This is a genomic window from Actinomycetospora sp. ABD4_176, assembly GCF_056311855.1.
Genome location: NZ_CM149974.1, coordinates 3,490,146 through 3,513,418, shown reverse-complemented (window position 1 = coordinate 3,513,418; position 23,273 = coordinate 3,490,146). Strand labels below are relative to the sequence as shown.

26 protein-coding genes are annotated in these 23,273 nt (G+C 75.6%); 19 read left to right on the top strand and 7 right to left on the bottom strand.

Going from position 1 to position 23,273, the window contains the following annotated elements; all coding sequences use genetic code 11:
* Positions 1 to 56: 56 nt before the first annotated feature.
* Positions 57 to 239 (top strand): MerR family DNA-binding transcriptional regulator, encoded by a 183-nt coding sequence (locus tag ACYX4T_RS17010; RefSeq protein ID WP_476010480.1) that lies wholly within the window; start codon positions 57 to 59, stop codon positions 237 to 239.
* A gap of 27 nt (positions 240 to 266) precedes the next feature.
* On the opposite strand, the gene ACYX4T_RS17005 is transcribed toward ACYX4T_RS17010, so the two are convergent.
* Positions 267 to 1,031: a DeoR/GlpR family DNA-binding transcription regulator gene (locus tag ACYX4T_RS17005; RefSeq protein WP_476010479.1), complete on the bottom strand. Its 765-nt coding sequence runs from the start codon at positions 1,029 to 1,031 to the stop codon at positions 267 to 269.
* A gap of 47 nt (positions 1,032 to 1,078) precedes the next feature.
* Between ACYX4T_RS17005 and ACYX4T_RS17000 the strand changes: the two genes are divergently transcribed.
* From ACYX4T_RS17000 to ACYX4T_RS16985, 4 genes are all read left to right on the top strand, one after another.
* On the top strand, positions 1,079 to 1,723 hold the full coding sequence (locus ACYX4T_RS17000; RefSeq protein WP_476010478.1) for a class II aldolase/adducin family protein: 645 nt from the start codon (positions 1,079 to 1,081) through the stop codon (positions 1,721 to 1,723).
* A 41-nt stretch (positions 1,724 to 1,764) separates the two neighbouring features.
* Complete coding sequence (locus ACYX4T_RS16995; protein WP_476010477.1) at positions 1,765 to 2,796, top strand: 2-hydroxyacid dehydrogenase; 1,032 nt, start codon at positions 1,765 to 1,767, stop codon at positions 2,794 to 2,796.
* Positions 2,793 to 4,322: an FGGY family carbohydrate kinase gene (locus tag ACYX4T_RS16990; protein ID WP_476010476.1), complete on the top strand. Its 1,530-nt coding sequence runs from the start codon at positions 2,793 to 2,795 to the stop codon at positions 4,320 to 4,322. The genes ACYX4T_RS16995 and ACYX4T_RS16990 overlap by 4 nt, the downstream gene beginning before the upstream one ends.
* 84 nt (positions 4,323 to 4,406) lie before the next feature.
* Positions 4,407 to 4,709, top strand: a complete 303-nt coding sequence (locus ACYX4T_RS16985) for a hypothetical protein (RefSeq protein WP_476010475.1) — start codon at positions 4,407 to 4,409, stop codon at positions 4,707 to 4,709.
* Here the strand turns inward: ACYX4T_RS16985 and ACYX4T_RS16980 are convergent.
* The 3 genes from ACYX4T_RS16980 to ACYX4T_RS16970 all read right to left on the bottom strand — a co-directional run bounded on the left by ACYX4T_RS16980 (position 4,693) and on the right by ACYX4T_RS16970 (position 7,186).
* Complete coding sequence (locus tag ACYX4T_RS16980; protein WP_476010474.1) at positions 4,693 to 5,421, bottom strand: HAD family hydrolase; 729 nt, start codon at positions 5,419 to 5,421, stop codon at positions 4,693 to 4,695. The two genes, ACYX4T_RS16985 and ACYX4T_RS16980, sit on opposite strands and share 17 nt — an antisense overlap.
* Positions 5,422 to 5,440: 19 nt before the next feature.
* Positions 5,441 to 6,355, bottom strand: a complete 915-nt coding sequence (locus ACYX4T_RS16975; protein WP_476010473.1) for a sulfite exporter TauE/SafE family protein — start codon at positions 6,353 to 6,355, stop codon at positions 5,441 to 5,443.
* A 273-nt stretch (positions 6,356 to 6,628) separates the two neighbouring features.
* Entirely contained in the window at positions 6,629 to 7,186 is a 558-nt protein-coding gene (locus tag ACYX4T_RS16970; RefSeq protein ID WP_476010472.1) for a hypothetical protein, read from the bottom strand.
* A 127-nt stretch (positions 7,187 to 7,313) separates the two neighbouring features.
* Here ACYX4T_RS16970 and ACYX4T_RS16965 point away from each other — a divergent pair, with 127 nt between their 5' ends.
* Positions 7,314 to 8,009: a response regulator transcription factor gene (locus ACYX4T_RS16965; RefSeq protein WP_476010471.1), complete on the top strand. Its 696-nt coding sequence runs from the start codon at positions 7,314 to 7,316 to the stop codon at positions 8,007 to 8,009.
* On the top strand, positions 8,006 to 9,421 hold the full coding sequence (locus ACYX4T_RS16960; protein WP_476010470.1) for an ATP-binding protein: 1,416 nt from the start codon (positions 8,006 to 8,008) through the stop codon (positions 9,419 to 9,421). The genes ACYX4T_RS16965 and ACYX4T_RS16960 overlap by 4 nt, the downstream gene beginning before the upstream one ends.
* On the opposite strand, the gene ACYX4T_RS16955 is transcribed toward ACYX4T_RS16960, so the two are convergent.
* Positions 9,416 to 10,195, bottom strand: a complete 780-nt coding sequence (locus tag ACYX4T_RS16955; protein WP_476010469.1) for a PP2C family protein-serine/threonine phosphatase — start codon at positions 10,193 to 10,195, stop codon at positions 9,416 to 9,418. The genes ACYX4T_RS16960 and ACYX4T_RS16955 overlap by 6 nt on opposite strands.
* A 404-nt stretch (positions 10,196 to 10,599) precedes the next feature.
* On the opposite strand from ACYX4T_RS16955, the gene ACYX4T_RS16950 reads away from it, so the two are divergent.
* The 4 genes from ACYX4T_RS16950 to ACYX4T_RS16935 all read left to right on the top strand — a co-directional run bounded on the left by ACYX4T_RS16950 (position 10,600) and on the right by ACYX4T_RS16935 (position 12,663).
* The gene (locus tag ACYX4T_RS16950; RefSeq protein ID WP_476010468.1) at positions 10,600 to 10,908 is read left to right on the top strand and encodes a DUF4333 domain-containing protein; all 309 of its coding nucleotides are present in this window, start codon (positions 10,600 to 10,602) and stop codon (positions 10,906 to 10,908) included.
* Positions 10,909 to 10,965: 57 nt separating this feature from the next.
* Positions 10,966 to 11,694 carry a TSUP family transporter gene (locus ACYX4T_RS16945; protein WP_476010467.1) on the top strand — a complete coding sequence of 243 codons (729 nt, stop codon included), beginning with the start codon at positions 10,966 to 10,968 and terminating at the stop codon, positions 11,692 to 11,694.
* 145 nt (positions 11,695 to 11,839) lie between these two features.
* Positions 11,840 to 12,319, top strand: a complete 480-nt coding sequence (locus ACYX4T_RS16940) for an STAS domain-containing protein (protein ID WP_476010466.1) — start codon at positions 11,840 to 11,842, stop codon at positions 12,317 to 12,319.
* Positions 12,316 to 12,663, top strand: a complete 348-nt coding sequence (locus ACYX4T_RS16935; RefSeq protein WP_476010465.1) for a hypothetical protein — start codon at positions 12,316 to 12,318, stop codon at positions 12,661 to 12,663. The genes ACYX4T_RS16940 and ACYX4T_RS16935 overlap by 4 nt, the downstream gene beginning before the upstream one ends.
* 7 nt (positions 12,664 to 12,670) lie before the next feature.
* On the opposite strand, the gene ACYX4T_RS16930 is transcribed toward ACYX4T_RS16935, so the two are convergent.
* Positions 12,671 to 13,303 (bottom strand): L-threonylcarbamoyladenylate synthase, encoded by a 633-nt coding sequence (locus ACYX4T_RS16930; protein ID WP_476010464.1) that lies wholly within the window; start codon positions 13,301 to 13,303, stop codon positions 12,671 to 12,673.
* 174 nt (positions 13,304 to 13,477) lie between these two features.
* Here ACYX4T_RS16930 and ACYX4T_RS16925 point away from each other — a divergent pair, with 174 nt between their 5' ends.
* The 7 genes from ACYX4T_RS16925 (at position 13,478) to ACYX4T_RS16895 (ending at position 20,290) form a co-directional block, all read left to right on the top strand.
* Positions 13,478 to 14,098, top strand: a complete 621-nt coding sequence (locus tag ACYX4T_RS16925) for a hypothetical protein (RefSeq protein WP_476010463.1) — start codon at positions 13,478 to 13,480, stop codon at positions 14,096 to 14,098.
* A 16-nt stretch (positions 14,099 to 14,114) separates the two neighbouring features.
* Positions 14,115 to 15,314 (top strand): amidase family protein, encoded by a 1,200-nt coding sequence (locus tag ACYX4T_RS16920; protein ID WP_476010462.1) that lies wholly within the window; start codon positions 14,115 to 14,117, stop codon positions 15,312 to 15,314.
* A 95-nt stretch (positions 15,315 to 15,409) separates the two neighbouring features.
* Positions 15,410 to 17,218, top strand: a complete 1,809-nt coding sequence (locus tag ACYX4T_RS16915) for an alpha/beta hydrolase (RefSeq protein ID WP_476010461.1) — start codon at positions 15,410 to 15,412, stop codon at positions 17,216 to 17,218.
* Positions 17,215 to 17,991 (top strand): lysostaphin resistance A-like protein, encoded by a 777-nt coding sequence (locus ACYX4T_RS16910; RefSeq protein ID WP_476010460.1) that lies wholly within the window; start codon positions 17,215 to 17,217, stop codon positions 17,989 to 17,991. The genes ACYX4T_RS16915 and ACYX4T_RS16910 overlap by 4 nt, the downstream gene beginning before the upstream one ends.
* 26 nt (positions 17,992 to 18,017) lie before the next feature.
* Complete coding sequence (gene corA, locus ACYX4T_RS16905) at positions 18,018 to 19,043, top strand: magnesium/cobalt transporter CorA (protein ID WP_476010459.1); 1,026 nt, start codon at positions 18,018 to 18,020, stop codon at positions 19,041 to 19,043.
* Positions 19,040 to 19,786: a class I SAM-dependent methyltransferase gene (locus tag ACYX4T_RS16900; RefSeq protein WP_476010458.1), complete on the top strand. Its 747-nt coding sequence runs from the start codon at positions 19,040 to 19,042 to the stop codon at positions 19,784 to 19,786. The genes corA and ACYX4T_RS16900 overlap by 4 nt, the downstream gene beginning before the upstream one ends.
* An 81-nt stretch (positions 19,787 to 19,867) precedes the next feature.
* Complete coding sequence (locus ACYX4T_RS16895; RefSeq protein ID WP_476010457.1) at positions 19,868 to 20,290, top strand: hypothetical protein; 423 nt, start codon at positions 19,868 to 19,870, stop codon at positions 20,288 to 20,290.
* On the opposite strand, the gene ACYX4T_RS16890 is transcribed toward ACYX4T_RS16895, so the two are convergent.
* Positions 20,275 to 20,538, bottom strand: a complete 264-nt coding sequence (locus ACYX4T_RS16890; protein WP_476010456.1) for a DUF1540 domain-containing protein — start codon at positions 20,536 to 20,538, stop codon at positions 20,275 to 20,277. The genes ACYX4T_RS16895 and ACYX4T_RS16890 overlap by 16 nt on opposite strands.
* Before the next feature lie 303 nt (positions 20,539 to 20,841).
* On the opposite strand from ACYX4T_RS16890, the gene ACYX4T_RS16885 reads away from it, so the two are divergent.
* Entirely contained in the window at positions 20,842 to 23,241 is a 2,400-nt protein-coding gene (locus ACYX4T_RS16885) for a xanthine dehydrogenase family protein molybdopterin-binding subunit (protein WP_476010455.1), read from the top strand.
* Positions 23,242 to 23,273 lie beyond the last annotated feature (32 nt).

Sequence of the window (23,273 nt, the reverse complement as noted above, 5' to 3'; positions counted from 1 at the left end):
CGTCGATGGCGCCGGAGACGTCGTTCGGACGACAGCGGCGACATAGGGTGACCGGCATGCCGCCGTCCGAACTGGTGTCGACGCCCGAGGCCGCGAAGGCGCTCGGGGTCAGCGCGCGCACGCTCCAGCGCTACGTCACGCAAGGGCAGGTCACGCCCGAGATCACGCTGCCGTCGGGCCAGTACCGCTGGAACATCCCCAAGCTGCGCCGTCAGATCGGGATGGCCGACGAGGAGTAGGGCGTCGTCACATCACCCGTGTGAACATCACACAGGAGCGACGGTGACAGCCGTGTGCTCGCGCAGCTCGAGCAGGACGTCGTCGGCGACGCCGTCGTCGACGACGAGCGCGTCGAAGTCCGCGACCGGGCACAGCTGGTGCAGCGCCCGCCGCGGCACCTTGGCCGAGTCGACGAGCAGCACGGTCGTCGCGGCCGCCTCGAGCATGGCCCGCTTGACCAGGACGACGTCCTGCTCCTGGTGGTAGGTCATGGCGCCCGTGAGCGCCGAGGTCGAGACGAACGCCGCGTCGACCGAGATCGCGGCCAGGGAGCCGGTGCAGGTGATGCCGCCGAAGGAGTCGTGGGTGCGCGAGTAGTCGCCGCCCAGGGCGATCAGCCGCACCTCGGGCATCTCCCGGAGCCGCTCGAGCGCCGGCAGGTAGTTGGTGACGACGGTCAGCGGCCCGACCTCGGGGAGCAGCTCGACCAGGGCCAGCGTGGTCGAGGAGTCGTCCACCATGATCGACGACCCGGGCTCGACCATCGGCAGTGCCGCGCGCGCGATCGCCGCCTTCTCCGCGCGACGCCGGGTGCGCCGGTACTCGGAGTGGGCCTCGAACACCGAGGTCGGCTGGGCCGAGACGCCGCCGCGGTACTTCCGCACCAGGCCGCGCCGGACCAGCTCGTCGACGTCGCGGTGCACGGTCATCAGGCTCACCCCGGTGAGCTCCACCAGTTCCGCCGCGCTCGCCGAGCCGGCCGCGAGCACGTGCTCGGCGATCCGCTGCTGGCGGAGGGTTTTCCCGATCACATTCCGAATGTTAACTTCACACGGCCCCGGCGAAGAGGAGTGATCCCGTGCTGCTGGAGCAGGAACGCAACGAGCTGGTGGACTACTGCCGGCGGATGCAGGCCGACGACCTGACCGTCGGCACGTCCGGCAACATCAGCGTCCGACAGGGCGACCACGTGGCGATCACGCCCAGCGGCGCCCCCTACGAGGACCTGACGCCCGCGTCGATCTCGGTGATCACGGTCGACGGCGAGCAGGTGGACGGCGACCTCGAGCCGTCGTCCGAGGTCCCGATGCACACCGCGGTGTACCGGCGCACCGACGCCGTCGCCGTGGTCCACACGCACCCGCTCTACGCCAGCACCCTCTCGGTGCTGATCGACGAGCTCCCGCCCGTGCACTACATGATCGCGCTGCTCGGCGGTCCGGTGCGCGTGGCGCCCTACGCCACCTACGGCAGCCCCGAGCTGGCCGAGAACAGCGTGACGGCGATGGCGGGCCGCTTCGGGGCTCTGCTCCAGAACCACGGGGCCACGACGTACGGCGAGAGCCTGGCCAAGGCCTACACCCGCAGCGTGTACCTGGAGTGGGTCTGCCGGATGTACCACCAGGCCCGCCTGGTCGGTGAGCCGCACGTGCTCGCCGAGGACGAGATCGCGCGCGTCGCGGCGAAGCTGGACAGCTACGGCCAGTCCGTCCCGTCGCGCTGACGCCGCCCCGCCGTCCGGGGCCCCGACCGAGGGAGGTCGACATGCACGTGCTGTGCGCCGGGGACGACTTCATCACGCCGACGACGTTCGTGGACGCGCTGCGCCCGGTGCTCGATCCGGGCACGGAGTTCACCACGCACGCGAGCCGGTGGCCCACCGAGCCGTGGTACGCCACCTCGGAGATCGCCGAGGCCGCCGGCGACGAGGACGAGATCGCCGACGCCGTGCGCGACGCCGACGTGCTCGTCACGCACCTCGCGCCCGTCACCACGCGGGTGCTGAGCGGCGCCGACCGGCTGCGGCTGGTCGCGACGCCGCGCGGCGGTCCGACGAACGTCGACCTCGAGGCCGCGACCAAGCACGGCGTGGCCGTCGTCAACCTGCCCGGACGCAACGCCCGGGCCGTCGCCGAGTTCACCGTGGGCGTCCTCATCGCGGGCCGCCGCAACATCGCGCGCAGCCACGCGCGGATGCGCGACGGCGACTGGACCGGCGACCTCTACCGCTACGACGAGGCCGGCCCCGAGCTCGCCGGCACGACGGTCGGGCTGGTCGGCCTCGGGCAGGTCGGCTCGCGGGTCGCCGACCTGCTGCGCGCCTTCGGCGTGCACCTGCTCGCGTCGGACCCCTACGTCGACCCGGACGTCGCCGCCGAGCGGGGCGTCGAGCTGGTCGGGCTCGACGAGCTCGCGGGGCGCAGCGACGTCGTCAGCCTCCACGCCCGGCTCACCGACGAGACGCGCGGCATGATCGACGCGGACGTGCTCGGCCGGGTCAAGCCGGGCGCCTACCTCGTCAACACCGCCCGCGGCGAGCTGCTCGACGAGGACGCGCTGGTCGAGGCGCTGCGATCGGGCCGGCTGTCCGGGGCCGCGCTCGACGTCTACGTCACCGAACCGCCGCCGCCGGACCACCCGCTGCTGGGCCTGCCGCAGGTGCTCACCGTGTCGCACCTCGCGGGCGCGTCCACCGACGTCGCGCACCGCGCGGCCCGGCGGATGGCCGACGAGGTGCGCCGATTCGTCGACGGCGAGCAGTTGGCGCACTGCCTGAACCCGGAGGTGCTGCGGTGATCGTCGGGGTGGATGTCGGTACGTCGATGACGAAGGCCGACGCGTACGACGAGCAGGGGAACAAGCTGGCCTCCGCGGAGCGGGCCTCGCGGCTGGGACAGTTCCCGGACGGACGGGTGGAGCAGGACCTCGAGGACGTCATCGGCACGGTCGCGGACGTCGTGCGGCGGGTCGTCGCGGAGGCGGGGGGCCGGGAGGTGCGCGCGCTCGCGCTCACCGGCCAGGGCGACGGCATGTGGCTGCGCGACGAGCAGGGCGCCGCCGTGCGCCCGCCGATCTCGTGGCTCGACGACCGGGGTGCCGACGTCGTGCGGGCCTGGCAGGACGACGGCACGCTCGCCGAGGTCTACCGGCGCACCGGCGCCGGCCTGTTCCCCGGCTGCCACGCCCCGCTGCTGGTCGCCCTCGAGCGCGACGAACCGGAGGCGCTCGAGCGCGCGACCGTCGCGGGCTACTGCGTCGACGCGCTCGTGCAGCGGCTCACCGGCGTCGTCACCGTCGACGCCTCGGACGCCTCGCTGCCCTTCCTCGACGTCGTCGCGCGCCGCTACGACGAGGCGGCGCTGGAGGCCTGCGGCGTCGCCGGGCACCGCGGTCTGCTGGCCGAGCCGGCGCCGTCGGGCGCGGTCTTCGCCCTCGACGAGCGCGGTGCGGACATCGTCGGGCTGCCCGTCGGCACGCCCGTCACCGGAGGGCCGTTCGACCTGCCCGCCTGCGCGGTCGGGGCCGGGCTGTCGTCGCCGGGCGACGGTCTGGTGATCATCGGGACGACGCTGGCCTGCGAGGTCTTCACCGACCGCGTCGCGCCGGACGACCCCGACGACCCGGGCCACCCGGCCGGCCCCGAGCCCGCCGGGATGTGGCTGTGCACCCCGCAGGACGGGCTGTGGCTGCGGGCGATGCCGGCGATGGTCGGCACGGCCGGCCTCGACTGGCTGCTCGACTTCCTCGGCGTCGGCATCGACGCCCTCCCCGAGCTGCTCGAGGGCACCGCGCCGGGCGCGGGAGGCGTCTCGGCACTGCCGTTCCTCGCGGCGTCGGGGGAGCGCGCCCCGTTCGTCGACACGCGCGCCCGGGGCCAGATGGAGGGCATCACGCTCTCGACGAGCCGCGGCGACGTCGTCCGCGCGGTGTGCGAGGGCATCGCCTACACCGCCAAGCACTGCCTCGAGCGCGCCGCCTCGTCGGTCGACCGGCAGGGGACGCTCGTGGCGTGCGGCGGGGGTTCCCGGTCGGACCCGTGGGCGCAGATCTTCGCCGACGTCCTCGAGCGCCCCCTCGTCGTGCCCGACGACCCGGGTCTCGGGACCCGCGGGGCGGCGATCACCGCGGCCCGCGCGCTCGGCGACGACGTCGACCCCGCCGCATGGGCGGCGCCGTCGCGCACCGTCGAGCCGTCCGCCGACGCTCACGCCTGCTACGCCGACGGCTACCTGCGCTACCGCGCGCACGTCGACACGGCCCGCAGCTTCTGGGCGCGGCAGGCCCAGGGTTTCCGGCGCGGGCCCACGCCGGCGCGCCCCTGATCGCCGCCGCGGCCCCGGCCCGACGCCCGCGCGGTGTCGGTGGGCACCTCTAGCGTCGGCCCCGTCCACCGAGAGGGGTTCGCCATGAGCAGTCGTCAGCCGGTGTCGTCGGGGCCGTTCGAGGTCGAGCCGTTCGACCTCGGGCGGCGCCTCGCCGCGGGAGCCGCCGGGGACGAGGTGGTGCGGCGCAGCGAGCGCTGGCTGGTCGGCGTCCTCGACGACGCCGACGTCGAGCTCGGCGCGGCCGACCGCGAGATCGCGGCCCTGGTGGCGGAGGAGGGCTGGTCGGTCGTCCAGGTGGTCGGCGGGTGGGTGCGACGTGCGGGCGGCGCGCCGCCGGGCGGGGTGCGCGAGCTGGTCGCGCCCGGCGTCACGCGCGTGCGCTGATCAGCGCGAGCACGTCGCCGAGCCCGCGCTCGCGCTCCCGCTGCTCGCCGGCCAGCACGAACGCCCGCAGGCCGGCGGCGACGGCGCCCCCGTCGCGCCGCGGGTTGTCGCCGACCATGAGGGTGCGACGCGGTTCGACGCCGAGGCGCTCGCAGGCGGTGCGGAACAGCTCCGGGGCCGGCTTCTCGCGCCCCTCCTCGCAGGAGAGCACCCAGGTGCCGACGAGGTCCTCGAGCCCGGCGGCGCGTGCGTGGCCGCGGATGTCCCAGCCGATGTCACTGACGACGCCGACGCGGACGCCGTCGCCGGCCAGGGCGCGGAGGAACGAGCCGGTGTCGGCGTAGGGCACCCACGAGTCCTCGGCGACCACGCGCTGCCGCGCCGCCTCCTCGATGCCCGCCAGCCACGGCACGCGCGCGAACCACGCCAGCATCGCCCGGCGGTGGGCCGCGACGTCGAGGTCCCGGCCCTCCTGCGCCGCGATCACCTCGGGCTCGGCGGCCGCCGCGTCGAGCTGGGCGAGCACGGCGGCCGGGTCGTCGAGCGCGCGCCCGGTGTCGGCGGCGATCCGGGCGAGCCACGTGTCGGTGGGGACCATGCGGAACAGCGTGTTGCTGAAGTCGCAGAGCACCGCCTCCAGCGGCGGCACCGGCGAGACCCGGTCGTCGTCGCTCGGGCGGTAGGCGGCGGGGAGGTCGAACAGCGCGCGCACCCCGCCATGATCGCGCGCCTCAGGTCTGGGCGGCCGGGGTGCCGTCGTCCTCGGTCACCGCGTTCTCGTGCAGCGCGCGCTCCCGGCGGGCAGTGCGCACCGCGAGCACGGTCGCCACGACCCACAGCACCGCCAGCACCAGCAGCACGATCGTCACGGTCGTGCCCGGGGCGTCGATCCCGTTCAGCAACGTGCGGGTGTTCGTGAGGATGATCAGACCGCCGGCCGCGGTGCCCAGGACGCGGGCGGGCAGCAGCCGGACGATGTAGGCCGCGAACGGGGCGGCGATCACGCCGCCGACCATCAGGGCCAGCACGACCGTGAGGTCGATCTCCTGCGACGACAGCGCGACCAGGAACCCGATGCTCGCGGCCAGCGCGACGACGAACTCCGAGGTGTCGACGGACCCCACCACCTTGCGGGGCTCCAGCCGCCCGGAGGCCAGGAGGCTCGACGTGGCCACCGGGCCCCAGCCGCCACCGCCGGACGCGTCGAGGAACCCGGCGACCAGGCCGAGCGGGCCGAGGAACCGGCCGCCCGGTCGCGGTCCGGACACCACGCGCTGCGCGACCGCCCGCGAGCTGAACCGCAGCAGCACGTAGACCCCGAGCAGCAGCAGCACCAGCGCCATGTAGGGCTCGGCGTTCTCGGTGAGGTTGACCAGCACGTAGGCGCCGACCACGGCCCCGATCGCGCCGGGCAGCGCGAGGATGCCAACGACGCGCCAGTCGACGTTGCCGAAGCGCCAGTGCGACGCCCCGGACGCGAGGCTGGTGCCGACCTCGGCGAGGTGGACCGAGGCGGAGGCCACGGCGGGCGCCGTACCCGCCGCGAGCAGGACCGACGTCGACGTGACGCCGTAGGCCATGCCCAGCGAGCCGTCGACCAGCTGGGCGATCAGACCCGCGAGGGCGAAGAGCAGGAACGTGCGCACAGGGCTTCCTCGGAGGGTGGGGCGAGCACGAGCGCCCGTGACGCGGGCACGTCGGCGCGCCCGGCCGGGGATCGGACCCGCGACCGGACGAGACGTGGACGGTCAGCGGCGGGGCGTGCGACACCCGGCCGAGGAGACGCGGAGGAGATCCACGTGCGCGCGGCGCACGAGGAGGAGACCCGCGTCGGACATGGCTCTCATGCTCACACGCCGGCGTGGCGGGCGGCAGCGGTGAGCGACACCGCTGTGATCGCCGCCACGCCGGCGTGTCGATCAGCCGGGCAGGGGCGCCCCGCGGGGCTGGGCCGGCTGCGCGGGCTGGGTCGGCTGGGCCGGCTGGGCCGGCTGCGCGGGCTGGGTCGGCTGGCCCGGCTGGGCCGCCGTTCCCGGCACCGTCTGCACGGTCGCCCCGGGCGCCACCTGCACCGTCGCGCCCGGCTGCACCTGCACCACGATCGACCCGGACGCCGCGTCACCACGCGGGGCGCGGGCGTCACGGCCCTCATGGCCGTCACCGCGGTCGTGGCCGCGCTCCAGGGCGCTCGTCCCGGGCCCCATCGGCGGACGGTCGCGCGGCCCGTCACCGGAGCCGCCGGGCCCGCCGGGCCCGCCCAGGGTCGCGGCCAGGACGGCGCCGGTGAGCAGCACGCCGAGCACGAGCCCGGCGATGCCGGCCACGGCGACCGCGGTCCGGCGGGTCCAGGAGGACGGGCGGGTGGTGCGCTGCCAGCGCGTCGGGGGACCCGACCCGGCGCCGGCGGGTGTGCCCGTCGCGGTCGGCCGCGTCGCCGGGTCGTCGTCCGGGATGCCGGCCTGCGGGGTGTCGCTCATCGTTCGCTCTCCGATCGTCGGCGGGGAGCACCGACAGTGGGCACCGCGGCTGAACCGGACCTGAAGCACCCGCCCGCGCGCCGGGTCTTCAGCGACGGTTCAGCAGCGGCAGGCCACCATCGACACCGTGGGGACCCGGGGAGCGGCGGCACGCGTGCTCGTCGTCGAGGACGAGGCGGCCATCCGCGAGTCGGTGGTCGACGCGCTGGCCGACGCCGGCTTCCGCGCCCTCGGCCGCGACGACGGCACCGGCTTCGAGGAGCTGCTCGACGGCTTCCGCCCCGATCTCGTCGTCCTCGACGTCATGCTGCCCGGCCGCGACGGCTTCGCCCTGCTGCGGGTGGCGCGCGAGCGCAGCGACGCCGGCCTGGTCCTGCTCACCGCCCGCGACGCGCTCGCCGACCGTCTCCACGGCCTCGACGGCGGCGCCGACGACTACGTCGTCAAGCCGTTCCTGCTCGCCGAGCTCGTGTCGCGGGTGCGCGCGGTGCTGCGCCGCCGCGGCCGGGTCCCGACGGCGCTCGCCGTCGGCGACCTCGTCGTCGACGAGGAGGCCGGTACCGCCACCCGCGCCGGCACGGTCCTCGACCTCACCGCCACCGAGCTGCGCCTGCTGCGCTACCTCGTCGAGCAGCGCGGCCGGACCGTCACCAAGAACCAGATCCTCACGCAGGTGTGGGGCTACGACGCCTACGACCCGAACCTCGTCGAGGTCCACGTGTCGGCGCTGCGGCGCAAGCTCGAGGCGCACGGCCCGCGGATCGTCCACACCGTCCGCGGGCTGGGCTACGCGCTGCGGCCCGCGCCGGGGGAGGCGACGTGACGGGGGGCCTGCGCGCCCGCTGGACCTCCGGGCGCTCGCTGCGCTTCCGCGTCACCGCGCTGGTGCTGGTCGTGGTGGCGCTGGCGCTCGTGGTCATCGGGGTGGCGGTCGACCTGTCGCTCGACGCCCAGCTGCGCCGCGACCAGCAGAGCCGCCTCGACGACCGCGCCACCCGGGCCGGCCTGCTCGTCGCGGCGGGCACGACCGGGGTGCCGCTTGTCGAGGCCGTCGACGGGCAGGGCATCCGCGCGGTGCTGCTCGACGCCGCGGGCCGTACGGTGGCGGGGTCGGTCGACGGCCCGCCGGGACGGCCGCCGCCGCGCGACCGGCCCCGCCGCCCCGACCGCCCGCCCCGCGACGGGGACGTCACGCGGACGGTCGTCGTGCCCGACGGCACCCGCCTCGTGCTCGCGGCCGACCCGGGCGAGAACGACGACGTGCTGGCGCGGCTGCGTGCGGTGATGATCGGGGTCGGGGCGCTCGGGCTCGCGGCCGTCGCCCTCGCCCTGCTCGCGGTGGTGCGGGTGGCGCTGCGCCCGCTCGACGACATGACGGCGCTGGCCCGCGACATCGCCGGCGGCGAGCGGGGCCGGCGGCTGCGCCCCGAGCGCACGGACACCGAGCTCGGGCGCACCGCGGCGGCCTTCGACGACATGCTCGACGCGCTCGAGGACGCCCAGGGCCGCGCCGAGGACGCGGCCGCCGAGGCGCGCCACTCGGAGGTGCGCACGCGCCGCTTCCTCTCCGACGCCGCCCACGAGCTGCGCACGCCCGTGACCGGCGTGCAGACCCTCGCCGAGTCGCTCGTGCGCCAGCCCGACGCGGACCTGGCGCGCCGGGAGCGGATCGCCACCACGCTGGTGCGCGAGACCCGCCGCGCCGGCGCGCTCGTCGCCGACATGCTCGAGCTCGCCCGCATCGAGGACGGCGCCCCGCTCGACCGGCGCGAGGTCGACCTCGCCGAGCTCGCCGCCGCCGAGGCCGAGCGCACCGCGCTGCTCGCGCCCGGAACGACGGTGCAGGTGGTCGGGCCGGCGACCCGGGTGAACGCGGACCCCGGACGGGTCGCGCAGATCCTCGCCAACCTGCTGGAGAACGCCCGCCGGCACGGCCCGGTCGACGGCACGGTGCGGATCGAGGTGTCGGGCGACGGGGCGCAGGCGGTGGTCGACGTCGTCGACGAGGGGCCCGGGATCCCGCCGGCCGACCGGGAGCGGGTCTTCGACCGGCTCGTGCGCCTCGACGACGCCCGCTCCCGCGACGCCGGCGGCGCCGGTCTCGGCCTGCCGATCGCCCGCGCCCTCGCCCGGGCGCACGGCGGGGAGCTGCAGGTGGTCGACACCGAGCGCGGCGCGCGGCTGCGCCTGACGCTGGGTGCACTCCGCGCAGGTGAGCAGACAGAAGGGCTATAGCCCTTCTTTCTGCTCACCTGGCGAAGCCACCAGCGCTGTCGCGTTGTCGGTGGTCCCGGCGTCGGCGGCGAGGGCGAGGACGCGCTCCGCCTGCGCCGCCGGGCTCCCGCCGGCCGCGAGGGCGGCGGCGAGCGCCGGCGTCGGCACGCTGCGGTGCACGCCGTCGCTGACCAGCAGCAGGGTCCCGGGGTCGTCGACCACGGCGACGCCGACCTCGGGCGGGCGCACGGTGCGCACGCTCGTCGTCAGGACGTTCTCCAGGCGCGGGTGGACGTGCACGCCGCGGGCGCGCATGGCGGCGGCGACGGTGTGGTCGGCGGTGAGGGTGCGCAGCGAGCGCCCGTCCCACGCGAGCGCCCGGCAGTCGCCGACCCACGCGAGCCGCCAGCGCGGATCGCCGGCGCCGGGCGACAGGGCGACGACCGCGGCGGCGTCGCCGGGCACGAGGTCCTGGGTGCTCTCGAGCAGGTCGTGGGCCGCGAGGAGGGCGAGGTCGGGCCGGCCCTCGAGCACCGCGACGCGCACCGCGTGGTCGGCGACGAGGCGCGCGGCGAACCCCGCGGCCTCGGAGTCGCCCACCCCGTCGACGACGGCGACGGCGAGGCGCCCGGTCGTGCCGCGGTGGGTGGCGGCCGCGTCGGCGTGGTGCCGGCGGGGCCCCCGCCGCTCCGCCCACGCGACGGGGCCGTCGCACCGCCTGCCGCCACCGGCGACGACGGCGACCCGCGGCCGGACGTCCAGCGGCACGGCATCCACGGCATGCACGGTGTCCACCGGCCCTCCTCGCCCGGCGCCGAGCCTCGGCGTCTCCCTCGGCGTCCTCCACACCACCGTGGGTCGTGAGCCTGAGCGTGAGCTGTGAGGCGGGTGAGCGCGGGAGGTGGAGTGCCGCTTCCTTGGCGAGATCGTGAGATAACTCTGATGGCCTAGTAAAGACCATTGCTCGTCGCTCTCCGTGTTCTATGCTCCTCGTACCCGCCGGGCGTCAGACCGAGGTCCGGGCCGGGAGTCGATCACCCCCCGCACGCCCGTCACCTCGAGGACCTCCCATGTCGCAGCAGGCCCCGCCGCCCCCCGCCGGTTTCCCGCACCCGCCGATGCCGCCCGGGCCGGCCGGGATGCCCCACGGCGGCCCACTCCCCGTTCAGGGCTACGGCGGTTACCCTCCGCCACCTCCCGTGCGCAAGAGCTCGGTCGGGAAGATCCTCGGCATCGTCGTCGTCGCGATCGTCGCGCTCCTGGCGGGGCTGTTCGCGCTGCTCGTGGTGTTCGGCAACCCGACCGTGACGGCCGACCAGGTCGAGCAGCAGATCGCCCAGCAGTACGGCGTCGAGGCGAGCCAGGTCAGCTGCCCGTCGTCGCTGGAGGGCGAGGTCGGCGCGACGATCACCTGCACCGGCACGGACGCGGGCGTCACCACCCCGCTGCTGGTGCAGGTCACCGGCGTCGAGGGTGACGTCGTGAACTTCAGCATCACGCCCCAGTGAGCCGGGCGGTCATGATGACCGCATGACGCCGTCGACGCCGCCGTCCCCGCCGCACCGTTGAGTGCGGCGGGGACGGCGGCGCTGGTCGTGGCGCCGGTCCTGCTCGGCGCGCTGACCCAGCGCACGACGGGTCTCGGCCTCGCGCTGGTCGGGGGCCCCTTCCTCGTCGCCCTCCTGGGCCCGCGCGACGGCGTCTCGTTCGGCAACGCGCTGCAGGTCGTGCTCTGCCTGGTGGTGCTCGTGCGCACCCGCCACGGCGTGGACGTCCGCGCCGCCGCGCTGCTGCTCGCGGGCGCGGTCGTGGTGATCCCGCTCGGGGCGGTCGTCGTCGGCCTGCTGCCCGAGGGACCGCTGCTGGTCGTCGTCGGCGCGCTCGCCCTCGCCGCCGTGCTGCTCTCGCTGGTCCCGCGCCTGGGCCGCCGGCTGCGGGGCACCGTCGGCGCGCTGGTCGCGGGGGCGGTCGCGGGGTTCGTCAACGTCACCGCCGGGGTCGGCGGCCCCGCCATCTCGGCCTTCGCGCTGGCCCGGCGCTGGAGCACCGAGGTGCTCGTCCCGACCGCGCAGGTGGTCCTGCTCGTCATCAACCTCGTCGCGCTGCTGAGCAAGGGCCTGCCGCGCCTCGACGGCGTCGTGTGGGGCGCGGGCCTCGCCGGGATCGCGGTCGGGGTCGTGCTCGGCGGGGTCGTGCACGACCGGCTGAGGCCCGGGACGGCCCGTCGGGTCGTCATCCTGCTGGCGCTCGCGGGCGCCGTCGCGACGCTGGTCAGGGGCCTGCTGACCCTCTGAGCGCGGCCGGTGGTGGCCGCCGGGCGGTCACGTCCGGGTGGACAGCATCGCGGCACCGGGGCACAGTGGTGGTCGCCACCCGCGGCTTCACCCTCTCGAGGCAGGCGGTTCTCCACCCCAGCCCGAGGAAGAGGTGGCTCCTCTCATGATGGCGCCTCGTGAACGCGCCGGTCGGCCGTCCGTCGTCGAGGACATCGGCCGCGATGCCGGCACCGACACCGCACACGGCGGCCTCACCGTCGCCCCCACCCAGCCGCGGCCGGGTCTCGTGCTCGTGCGGGTCATCGGGGAGGTCGACATGCTGACCGCCCGACACCTGTCCGACGTCCTGCACGGGTCGGTCGCCACGGTGGCCGACGACCGCGACGCCGCCGGCCGCGCGACCGGGACGCCGTCCGTGGTGGCCGACCTCGAGGGCGTGACGTTCCTCGGGGCGTCCGGCCTGGACGTGCTCGCCGCCGTCCAGGGCGCGGCGACCGCCCGCGACGTCCGCCTCGTCCTCGTCGCGACCCACCGCACGGTGCTGCACCCGATCCGGCTCACCGCCCTCGACCGGTGCCTCGCGCTCGCCGACACCGATCCGGCGCTCGGCCGCGGTGCGTCGCCCGGCTGGACCGACCGGTGACCGCGACGGTGCGCCGCGACGGCGCCGCCCGGGACGGGGCGGAGTCGCCGCCCGAGCTCGCCGCCGCCATCCGGGCGGCCATCGGCTACCTCGGCGACCTCGTCGACCCGCCCCCCGCGGTGCTCGACGGGCGGCTCGACCGGATGCTGCGGTCGGCCGTCGCCGCGCACACCCACCACCACGGTCGTTCGCGCGGCGACGGCGACGGCGACGGCCGGCTGGCCATGGACGAGGCGGCCGCGGCCGTGCGCACCGCCTGCGCGCACCTCGCCGCCCACGAGCTCGAGGACGCCTACCTCGCGCTCCGCGCGGCCGCCGACCGCGTCCCGCGCCCCACGGCCTGAGACCCGCTCACCACGAGAACCCCTGGCCGGCGCCCTGCCGCACGAGCACCGGCTCGTCGGAGGACAGGTCGACGACCGTCGTCGGCTCGGTCCCGCACTCCCCGGAGTCGAGGACCGCGTCCACCTGGTGCCCGAGGCGCTCGTGGATGTCCCACCCACTGGTCAGGGGCTCCTCGGTGTCGGGCAGCAGCAGCGTCGAGGACAGCAGCGGCTCGTCCAGCTCGGCGAGCAGGGCGTCGACCACGGGGTGCGCCGGAATGCGGACCCCCACCGTGCGCTTGCGGGGGTGCAGCAGGCGACGCGGCACCTCCTTGGTGGCCGGGAGGATGAACGTGTAGCAGCCGGGCGTGGCCGCCTTCACCGCCCGGAACACCGGCGTCGAGATGCGCACGAACTGCCCGAGCTGGGCGAAGTCGCGGCACACCAGCGTGAAGTGGTGCCGCGCGTCGAGCCGGCGGATCGTCCGGATCCGCTCGAGGCCCTCGCGGTTGCCGACGGTGCAGCCCAGCGCGAAGCACGAGTCGGTCGGGTAGGCGATGAGCCCGCCCTCGCGCAGCAGCTCGACGGTCTGCAGGACCGACCGGCGCTGGGGGTTGCGCGGGTGCATCTCGACGTAGCGCGCCGTGCTCGTCACCGCCATCGCCGCAGAGTAGGAGCCCCGGGCCTCGGAGAGGAACCGCTCCGAGGGGATTGGGGACGCCACGGGTGGGGCACTCACGGCTGTGCCGTGACCGCAACGAGACCTACAAGAGGCGCGTCCGCGACGTCATTGCCCCGGACGGGTGCAAGTGGCCGCGCAGGAGGAGGAACTCGGATGGGCACCCACCGCATCGACTCCCGCATCGACTCCCGCATCAACCACCGCACGACCGCGCGCCCCGGCCTGCGGCGCCTCGCCGGCCGCGGAGCCGTGGCCACGTCCGCCGCGCTCGCGCTGGCCGGTTCCGGGGCAGGCCTCGCGGCCGCGACGCCGGGTCACGACGACGGCGAGGGCCGGGGGAGCTCCTCCTCCCACAGCAACGGGCACGGCAACGGGCACGGCAACGGACACGCGTACGGCCACGGCAACGCCGACGGCCACCGCAACCTGGACGACTCCTCCCGGTACCGCACCGCCGCCGACTGCGAGGGCCCGTCCAGCTCGTCCAGCTCCTCCGGCACCTCCGGTGATGGCCTCGTCGGCGGCCTGCTCGGCGACCTCGGGCTCCCGAGCGGTGCGGACCGGCAGAGCTGCGACACGGGGTCGTCCTCCTCCTCGACGTCCTCCTCGTCCTCCACCGACGGCTCGGCCGGGGACGGCTCGTCGGCCGACGCGTCCAGCGCCACCGGCTCGGGTACCGGCACCCAGCAGGTCGCCCGGCGCACGCCGCAGGCCAACCCGATCAACGAGCCGCCCGAGCTCGGCGAGACCACCTCCATCCCGATCCGGATGTAGGCGCACACTCGTCGCCGTGGACCTGGTGGCTCCCTGGCGACTCGTCGATGCGCGGCGACCCGATGCGGTGGACACGGCCCGGCGTCGGATCGACGAGGTGGACGACCGGGTGCGTGCCTGGGTCGAGCTCGTCGTCCCGGACGCGGGCGGTGACGGCCCGCTCGCCGGCGTGCCCGTGGGCGTCAAGGACATCGTCGACCTCGCGGGCGTGCCCACGCGGTGTGGTTCGTCCGCGCGCGCCGACGCCCCGCCCGCCACCGAGGACGCGGCGATCACGGCGCTGCTGCGCGCGGCGGGCGCGGTGGTCGTCGGGAAGACGGTGACCACCGAGTTCGCCTTCTTCGATCCCGGCCCCACCCGCAACCCGCACGACCCGACGCGCACGCCCGGCGGGTCGTCGAGCGGGTCCGCCGCCGCGGTCGCGGCCGGCATGGTGCCGCTCGCGGTGGGCTCGCAGACCGCCGGCTCGGTGGTGCGCCCGGCGTCGTACTGCGGGGTCGCGGGTCTCGCCGTCGCCCGCGGGTCGTTGCCGACGACGGGCGTGAACCCGCTGGCCCCGGGCCTGGACACCCTCGGGCTGTTCGCGGCCGGCGTCGAGGATCTCGCCGCCGCCCGCGCCGCCCTCGCCGGCCATGCCCCGGCGCCGGCGTCCGGTACCCCGCCGCGGCTCCTCACCTGGGACGGGACCGATGTCGCGGACGTCTCGCCCGCGATGCGGGAGGCGCACGCCGACGCCGCCGCGCGGGCGGGCGCGGCGGGGGCGGGCCTCGCGACCTGGGACCTCGACCTGCGCCGGGCCACCGTCGACCACCGCACGGTCATGGCCGCCGAGGCGGCCACGACCGTGCCGGACGCGCCCGGTCTCGGGCCGAACCTGCGGGCCCTGCTCGCGGAGGGGCGCGCGGTGCCGCCCGACGAGCTGGCCGCCGCCCGCGAGCGCGCCGCGACGACCCGGGAGGCCGTGCTGGCGCGCCTCGACGAGGCCGACGCGGTCCTCGTCCCCGGCGCGCTCGGTGTGGCCCCGCCGGGCCTCGACGCCACCGGTGACCCGGTGCTCTCGCGGCCCTGGCACCTGCTCGGCCTGCCCGCCCTCGCCGTGCCGGGCGCCCGCGACGCCGCCGGCCTGCCGCTGGGCCTCGCCCTCATCGGCCACCCCGACCGCGAGGACGCCCTGCTCGCCGCCGGCCGCTGGCTGGAGCCGCTCCTCGGTCCGTGAGCACTTTCCGGGCCTATAGCCCCGGAAAGTGCTCACATGGGTTGGTTCTGCCACCTCCCGTGTCGCGGCTTGCGCGGCGCGGGAAGCTGGGACGCGTGGCGGAGGGCGATGCCCGCACGGAGCTCGACAGCGAGTTCCAGCGCGAGTTCGAGGAGGAGCTCGACCACCACCACCTGTGGCACCGCGACGGCCAGCGCCACCAGTTCGGCGGCGACTCCCCGCTGCTCCCGCCCCGTCTCGCCGCCCTCGTGCGCTACGTCCCGCGCGCGCACCCCGCGGGCTTCGTCGTCGGCGTCGCGTTCGCCCTGATCTCGCTCACCCCGTCCCTGATCCCCCGCGACTACCTCTTCCAGGGCCTCGCCACCGGCATCTCCGGCGGCCTGGGCTACGGGCTCGGCGTCGCGTTCGCGTGGCTGGTCGGCCGGACGGGCAAGTGGACCCACCTCACCGCGCGGGTGCAGCGCGCGACACCGGTCTGGCTGACACCCGGGGCCTGGCTCGTCCTCGTCGTCACGGCGACCGTGGCGCTGCTCGGGATGCTCGTCGCGGGCGCCGGGTGGCAGCAGCAGGTCGCCGGGCTCATGGGGATCGCGCAGCCCACCACCGACGGCTGGCTGCGCGCCGGACCGGTCGCGCTCGTCGTCGCCGGGCTGATCGTCGGGTTCGGCCGCGGCGTGCGCTGGCTCGCCGGCCGGGCCGGTGACCTGCTGCGCCGCCGCGCGCACCTCCCCGCGCAGGTGGCGACGGTCGTCGGCACCGTGGTCGTCGTCGTCCTCGTCGCCACGATCATCGACTCGCTGGTGCTGCGCACCGGCCTGCGCGTCGCCGACGCCGCCTTCAGCGCCACCAACGACGAGACCTACCCGGGCGTCGTCGCGCCGATCTCCCCGCTGCGCTCGGGGTCGCCGGCCTCGCTCGTGCCCTGGAGGTCGCTGGGGCGCGAGGGCCAGGACTTCGTCGCGGGCGGGCCCACCCTGGCCCGGCTCGGCGAGGCGTCCGGGCGCCGTCCCGTGCCGCCGGTCCGCGCCTACGTCGGGCTGATGTCCGCGCCGGGCCCGACCGAGCGGGCCCGCCTCGCCGTCGCCGAGCTCGAGCGCACCGGGGGCTTCGAGCGCGACGTCGTCGCGGTCGTCACCACCACCGGCACCGGCTGGATCGACGACCCGGTCGCCGACTCCCTGGAGATGATCTGGGGTGGGAACACCGCGATCGTCGCCACCCAGTACTCCTACCTGCCGAGCTGGCTGTCGTTCGTCGTCGACCGCAGCCGCGCCGCGGCCGAGGGGCGGGCGCTCTTCGACGCCGTCCACGCCCGCGTCGAGCAGATGCCCCCGGACCGGCGGCCCCGGCTCATCGTGTTCGGCGAGAGCCTCGGCTCGCAGGGCTCCGAGGCGGCGTTCTCCAGCCTCGAGGACGCGCGGGCCCAGGCCGACGGGGTCCTCTGGGTGGGCCCGCCGAACTCCAACCGGCTCCACGCCGCGCTCACCGCTCGCCGCGACCCCGGCACGCCGGAGGTCCTGCCCGTCGTCGACGGGGGACGCGAGGTGCGCTTCGGGGCGACCGCGGCGGACCTCCGGGAGCCGCCGGCCGTGTGGTCCTCACCACACGTGGTCTACCTGCAGCACGCCTCCGACCCGGTCGTCTGGTGGTCCCCCGAGCTCCTCTGGCGCCGACCCGACTGGCTCGCCGAACCCCCAGGTCGGGACGTGTCCGAGGCCGTCGACTGGTACCCCGTCGTGACGTTCTGGCAGGTCACCATCGACCTGACCAACTCCCTCTCGGTGCCCGACGGGCACGGCCACCAGTACCGCGCGGTGATGGTCGAAGGCTGGCTCACGATGGGTATGCCTCCGGGGTGGACCCCTGCGGACACGGAGAGGGTGGCAGGCATGCTGGGGCTGTGACCGCTCCCCAGCACACGGCCACGGACGCGCGCCCGTCGTCGGACGACCCCGCCCGGGACGGGGCGGGGGTGACGTGGACAGCGGGGACGGCCCCCCACTGGCGGCGCCTCGCCCCGCCTGCGGTCGTCGCGATCCTGCTGCTCGGCTGGAGCAACGTCGCCCTGCCGGCCCTGCCCGCCGACCCGGTGCTCAAGGCCCTGTTCAACCTCGGTGGGGTCGCCGCACTCGTCACCGTGGCCCGCCTGCTCGGGCTGACCTGGGCCGACCTCGGCATCGGCCGCGGCACCTGGGGGGCGGGCGCGCGCTGGGGCGGCGCGGCCATCGGTGTCGCGGTCCTCGGGTACGGCGCGGTGCTCGCCGTCGCGCCCCACCTGCTCGAGAACCCCCAGCTCGCCGGCGCCTCGCCCGGGGCGCTCCTCCTGCGCGGCCTCGTCCTCATCCCGCTGGGCACCGTGCTCGCCGAGGAGCTCGCGTTCCGCGGCGTGCTGCAGGGCCACACCGTCCGCTCGCTGTCCGCCCGCGTCGCGCTGAGCACCACCGCGGTGGCGTTCGGGCTCTGGCACCTCACCGTCGCGCTCGGCCCGTCGGCGGTGCCGCTCCCGCCGACCCTCCAGTGGACCTCGGCGCTCGCTGTCCTCGTCGTGACGGTGCTCGGCGGCTTCGTCCTCGGCTGGCTGCGCCACCGCACCGGCTCGGTGCTCGCCCCGATCGGGCTGCACCTGGGCACCAACGCCGTCGGGCTCGTGGCCGCCGGTGTGGCCCTCGCGCAGTAGCGCAGGCCGGAGGCGACAATGCCGCGATGACCGTCGTCGACAACGCGGTGTACGTCCACGGGGAGCGCTCCCGCGAGCCGGACTCGCTGGACCGCACCCTGGAGATGCTGCGCACGCACGGCGCCGACGACGGGTTCGCCTGGATCGGCCTGCTGCGTCCCGACGCGGAGGAGATCGACCGCCTGGCGCAGGAGCTCTCGCTGCCGCCGCTCGCGGTCGAGGACGCCGTGCACGCCCACCAGCGCCCCAAGCTGGAGCGCTACGACGACGTGGAGTTCGTCGTGCTGCGCCCCGCCTGGTACGTCGACGAGGACGAGGACGTCCAGGTCGGCGAGATCCACCTCTTCCTCGGGCACGACTTCGTCGTCACGGTCCGCCACGCCGAGACCCCCGACCTGTCGTCGGTGCGCGCGCGCCTGGAGGCGGACCCGTCGCTGCTGGCCCAGGGCCCGCGGGCGGTCCTCTACGCCGTGCTCGACCGCATCGTCGACGACTACCACCCGGTCGTACGGGGCCTGCGCCACGACATCGACCAGATCGAGACCCAGGTCTTCGGCGGCGACCCGAGCGTCTCGCGGCGCATCTACCAGCTCTCCCGCGAGGTCATCGAGCTGCAGCGCGCCGTCGACCCGCTGCGCGAGGTCCTCGACGGGCTGCTCGAGGAGCCCGCCGAGGACGAGCAGGGCGTCGCCCTGCACCGCGGCCTGCGCGACGTCGCCGACCACGTCGCCCAGACCCGGGAGTCCGCCGACAACTTCCGCCAGCTGCTCGGCAACATCCTGCAGGTCAACGCCGCGCTCGTCGGGCAGCGGCAGAACGAGGAGATGCGCCGGATCTCGGAGACCAGCCTGGCCCAGGGCGAGGAGGTCAAGAAGATCTCGAGCTGGGCGGCGATCCTGTTCACCCCGTCGCTCATCGGGGCGGTGTACGGCATGAACTTCGACCACATGCCCGAGCTCCACTGGACACTCGGCTACCCCTTCGCGCTCCTCCTCATGGTGCTGGTGTCGCTGACGCTGTTCCTGGTGTTCCGCAAGCGCGGCTGGCTGTGAACCCCGAGCGGGCCCGGTCGTTCGGCGCGGCCGCCGACGACTACGACCGCCTGCGCCCGTCCCCGGCACCCGAGGCCGTGCACTGGCTGCTGCCGGGGCCCGACGCCACCGTGCTCGACCTCGGCGCCGGGACGGGCCTGCTGACCCGCGCGCTGGCGGGCGAGGGCGTCACCGACGTCGTCGCCGTCGAGCCGGACGACGCGATGCGCGCGGTGCTGGCCGCGCAGAGCCCGGGGGTCCGGGTGCTCGCCGGCACGGCCGAGGACGTCCCGCTGCCCGACGCGTCGGTCGACGCCGTCCTCGTCGCGTCGGCGTGGCACTGGTTCGACCCGGACCGGGCGAGCGGCGAGATCGGGCGCCTCCTGCGGCCGGGCGGGGTGCTGGGCCTGCTGTGGACCTACGGGGACCCCGCGCAGGAGTGGGTCGCCGAGCTCCGGGCGATCGGGGGACTCGACGACCAGGGCCGTGCGCCGGCCGTGGACGCCGACTTCGTCGTCGAGCTGCCGGAGGGGGCGCCGTTCACTGCCGGGGAGCCGCAGGTGTTCCGGCACGCGATCGGGATGGCCGCCGACGACGTCGCCGCGATGCTCGGCACACACTCCGCGGTCCTGACGCTCCCGGCCGCCGAGCGGGCGGAGGTGGACCGCCGGGCGCGCGAGCACGTGGCGCGGGCGGTGGGCACGGACCCCGTGCGCGTGCCGTTCCTGACCGCGGCCTGGAGGGCGTTCCGGACATCGCTGTGAGTTCCGCCCAGGGCGCGTCCGGGCATGGACGGCGGCGGGCAGGCGAGGTTAGCCTCCCCTCACTGAACGAGGAGGCGGGCGATGACGCTGCGACTGCCCACGGCCGAGGTGACCGTGCTGCTCGGCGAGCCGATCGTGCGGCGACGGCTGATGGCGATGTGCGACGACGCGTCGTCGGGGGTCCGGCGGATCACCGTCGACCCGTCGTCGGGGGTGCTGGAGCGGCGCCGCCGCCTCGAGGAGGCGGGCGGTGCCGCGGTCGTGCTGGTGGACCGGGTCACCGGCGGGCTGGACGCCGCCGGGCGCCGCGTGGTGCTGGGCGCGCTGGCGAGCCTCGCCGCGCGGGGTGCCGCGGTCCTGGTCGACGACGACGACAGCGTGGCCGCGCTCGCCGTCGCCGACGCGACGCTGCGCGCCGACCCCGTGCGCGGGCTCGTGGTGGAGCCCGCGGTCGGGACCGCGGGGTCGGTCGCGCCGCTCGAGGAGCTCTACCGGGCCTCGTAGGTCAGGCAGTCGGCGACGTCCTTGCCGGCGCCGATCTCGACCGACGGGGCGGTGCACTCGAGCTTGTCGTTGAACTTGCACTCCGAGCGGTGGCACGCGCCGACCACGCCGTTGCGGTCGACGCCGCCACGGAAGGAGATCTCGACGAAGGTGCCGCACGCGGCGTTGTCGCCGGCGATGGTGATCGCGGCGGCGTGGCAGGTCGAGCCCTCGTTGTAGGCACACGAGGTCGCGGAACAACCCTGCACGGTGGGCAGGCTCTGAGCTGCGGTCATGACGTCGATGGTGGCGGTCCGACGGACCCCCTCGCCAGACAGCGAAGGCTGCCCTGACCAGGGCGGACGGCTCTCCCGGGGGTGGACGACCTGCGGGAACCGCAGCGACACCCGTGACAAACTGCCGAGAGTGTGATGACGGTCACGTTGCGTCCCACCCGTCCGGGCCTGTCGGGCGAAGGTTGTCCTGACCTCAGCCGCGGGGCTCTTCCCCATCCCGCTCGGACAGGCCACGGTGATCGGTACCACCACCGCCGGCCGACGGGAGCACCCCGGATGACCGAGACCGTCCCCCAGCCCGCCGCGACGACCACGCACGTCGGCCGGAGCCTCAAGCGCCGGGAGGACGCCGCGCTGCTCACGGGCCGCGGTACCTGGACCGACGACATCGCCCCGCCGAGCACCGTGCACCTCGCGCTCGTGCGCAGCCCCGTGGCCCACGCGCGGATCGGCGGCATCGACACGGCCGCCGCGCGCGAGGCCGACGGCGTCCTCGCCGTCCTCACCGGGGCCGACCTGTTCGACGAGTTCGTCGCCGGCATCCCCTGCGGCTGGCCGGTCACCGAGGACATCCTCGTGCCCGACCACCGGCCGCTGGCCCGCGACGAGGTCAACCACGTCGGCGACGCGGTCGCGGTCGTCGTGGCGACCGGCGCGGCCGCGGCCCGTGACGCCGCCGAGCTCGTGGTCGTCGACTACGAGGAGCTCCCCGCGGTGGTCGACGTCGAGGCGGCGCTCGCCCCGGACGCCCCGCTGGTGCACGAGGAGCTCGGCAGCAACCACTGCTACACCTGGCCGCTCGCGGTCGGTGACGTCGACGCCGCGCTGGCGCAGGCCGACGTCGTCGTCGAGGGCCGCTACATCCAGCAGCGGGTCATGGCCTCGCCGATGGAGACGCGCGCGGTGGTGGTCACCCCGGACGCGGTCGGCGGCGGGTTCACGATCCACACCTCGACCCAGGTGCCGCACTTCGTGCGCGACATCCTCGCCGCGATCTGCGGCATCTCCGACACCAAGCTGCGGGTCGTCGCCCCCGACGTCGGCGGCGGCTTCGGGGCGAAGCTCAACGTCTACGCCGAGGAGGCGCTCGCGCTGGTCCTCGCGCGGCGGCTGCGCCGGCCCGTCAAGTGGACCGAGACGCGCTCGGAGCACCACATCGCGACCACGCACGGCCGCGGGCAGGTCCAGTACATGACCGTGGGCGCGACGCGCGACGGGACGATCCTCGGGATGAAGGTCCGTCTCGTCGCGGACATGGGCGCCTACCTGCAGCTGCTCACCCCCGGCATCGCCGTGTTCGGGGCCTTCACCTACTGCGGGCTCTACGACTTCGGCGCCTACGACTTCGAGTGCCGGGGCGTGTTCACCAACCTCACCCCGACCGACGCCTACCGCGGCGCCGGGCGCTCCGAGGCGGCCTACGCCCACGAGCGGGTCCTCGACGACCTCGCCCGCGCCCTCGGGATGGACCCTGCCGAGCTGCGGCTGCGCAACCTGCACCCGCCGTTCTCCGAGCCGCGCACCGTCCCGTCCGGTGTGCAGTACGACTCCGGCGACTACGAGCCCTGCATGCGCCGCGCGCTCGAGCTCGTCGACTACGAGGGGCTTCGCGCCGAGCAGCGCCGCCGCCGCGAGGCCGGCGAGACGGTCGAGATCGGTGTCGGCATCGGCAACTTCACCGAGTCCGGCGGGCTCTCGCCGTCCAAGGTGGCCGCCGGCGTGCGGCTGCAGAGCGGCGGCTGGGAGGCCGCGACGGTCCGGATGACGACGGCGGGCCGGGCCGAGGTCGTCACCGGCACCAGCCCGCACGGCCAGGGCCACGAGACGGCGTGGGCGCAGATCGTCGCCGACTCCCTCGGCATCGACCCCGCCGACGTCGAGGTGTTCCACTCCGACACCATGATCGCGCCGTTCGGGCGGGACACCTACGGCTCGCGCAGCCTCGCGGTCGGCGGCTCGGCCGTGTACGGGGCGGCGGAGAAGGTCGTCGACAAGGCCCGGAAGATCGCCGCGCACATGCTCGAGGCGTCCGAGGACGACCTGCAGTTCACCGGCGGCGTCTTCTCGGTCGCCGGCACGTCGGGGCCGTCGCTGACGATCCAGGAGGTGGCGGGCGCGGCGTCGCTGGCCGCGGATCTGCCCGAGGGCATGGAGCCGAACCTCACCGCCGACCACCACTTCGACCCGCCCAACTTCACCTGGCCGTTCGGCACGCACATCGCCGTCGTCGAGGTCGACACCGAGACCGGTGACACGCGGGTCCGGCGCTTCGTCGCGGTCGACGACTGCGGGCGCATCGTCAACCCGCAGATCGTCGACGGGCAGCTGCACGGCGGCATCGCCCAGGGCATCGCGCAGGCCCTCTACGAGCAGGCCACCTTCGACGAGGCGGGCCAGCCGACGGCGGCGACGCTCGCCGACTACGCGGTGCCCGCCGCCGCCGACCTGCCCGGGTTCGAGCTCGACCAGCGGGTCACGCTCTCGCCGACCAACCCCCTCGGCGCGAAGGGGATCGGCGAGTCCGGGGCGATCGGGTCGTCGCCCGCGGTGGTGAACGCGGCGATCGACGCGCTCGCGGCGCGGGGCGTCACGCACCTCGACATGCCGCTCACCCCGCAGCGGGTCTGGCGCGCGCTGAAGGGCGGGGAATCGGCGCCCCCGACCATCGTCAGCTGAGCGCAAGGTGACGGCGATGGCGCCGCGCGGGC

Excerpts from the sequence above, each read along its gene's own strand:
- corA (WP_476010459.1), top strand. The coding sequence starts at position 18,018 with ATGACCGTCGTCGACAACGCGGTGTACGTCCACGGGGAGCGCTCCCGC.
- ACYX4T_RS16995 (WP_476010477.1), top strand. The coding sequence starts at position 1,765 with ATGCACGTGCTGTGCGCCGGGGACGACTTCATCACGCCGACGACGTTC.
- ACYX4T_RS16940 (WP_476010466.1), top strand. The coding sequence starts at position 11,840 with ATGATGGCGCCTCGTGAACGCGCCGGTCGGCCGTCCGTCGTCGAGGAC.
- ACYX4T_RS16985 (WP_476010475.1), top strand. The coding sequence starts at position 4,407 with ATGAGCAGTCGTCAGCCGGTGTCGTCGGGGCCGTTCGAGGTCGAGCCG.
- ACYX4T_RS17010 (WP_476010480.1), top strand. The coding sequence starts at position 57 with ATGCCGCCGTCCGAACTGGTGTCGACGCCCGAGGCCGCGAAGGCGCTC.
- ACYX4T_RS16930 (WP_476010464.1), bottom strand. The coding sequence starts at position 13,303 with ATGGCGGTGACGAGCACGGCGCGCTACGTCGAGATGCACCCGCGCAAC.
- ACYX4T_RS16925 (WP_476010463.1), top strand. The coding sequence starts at position 13,478 with ATGGGCACCCACCGCATCGACTCCCGCATCGACTCCCGCATCAACCAC.
- ACYX4T_RS16895 (WP_476010457.1), top strand. The coding sequence starts at position 19,868 with ATGACGCTGCGACTGCCCACGGCCGAGGTGACCGTGCTGCTCGGCGAG.
- ACYX4T_RS16885 (WP_476010455.1), top strand. The coding sequence starts at position 20,842 with ATGACCGAGACCGTCCCCCAGCCCGCCGCGACGACCACGCACGTCGGC.
- ACYX4T_RS16970 (WP_476010472.1), bottom strand. The coding sequence starts at position 7,186 with ATGAGCGACACCCCGCAGGCCGGCATCCCGGACGACGACCCGGCGACG.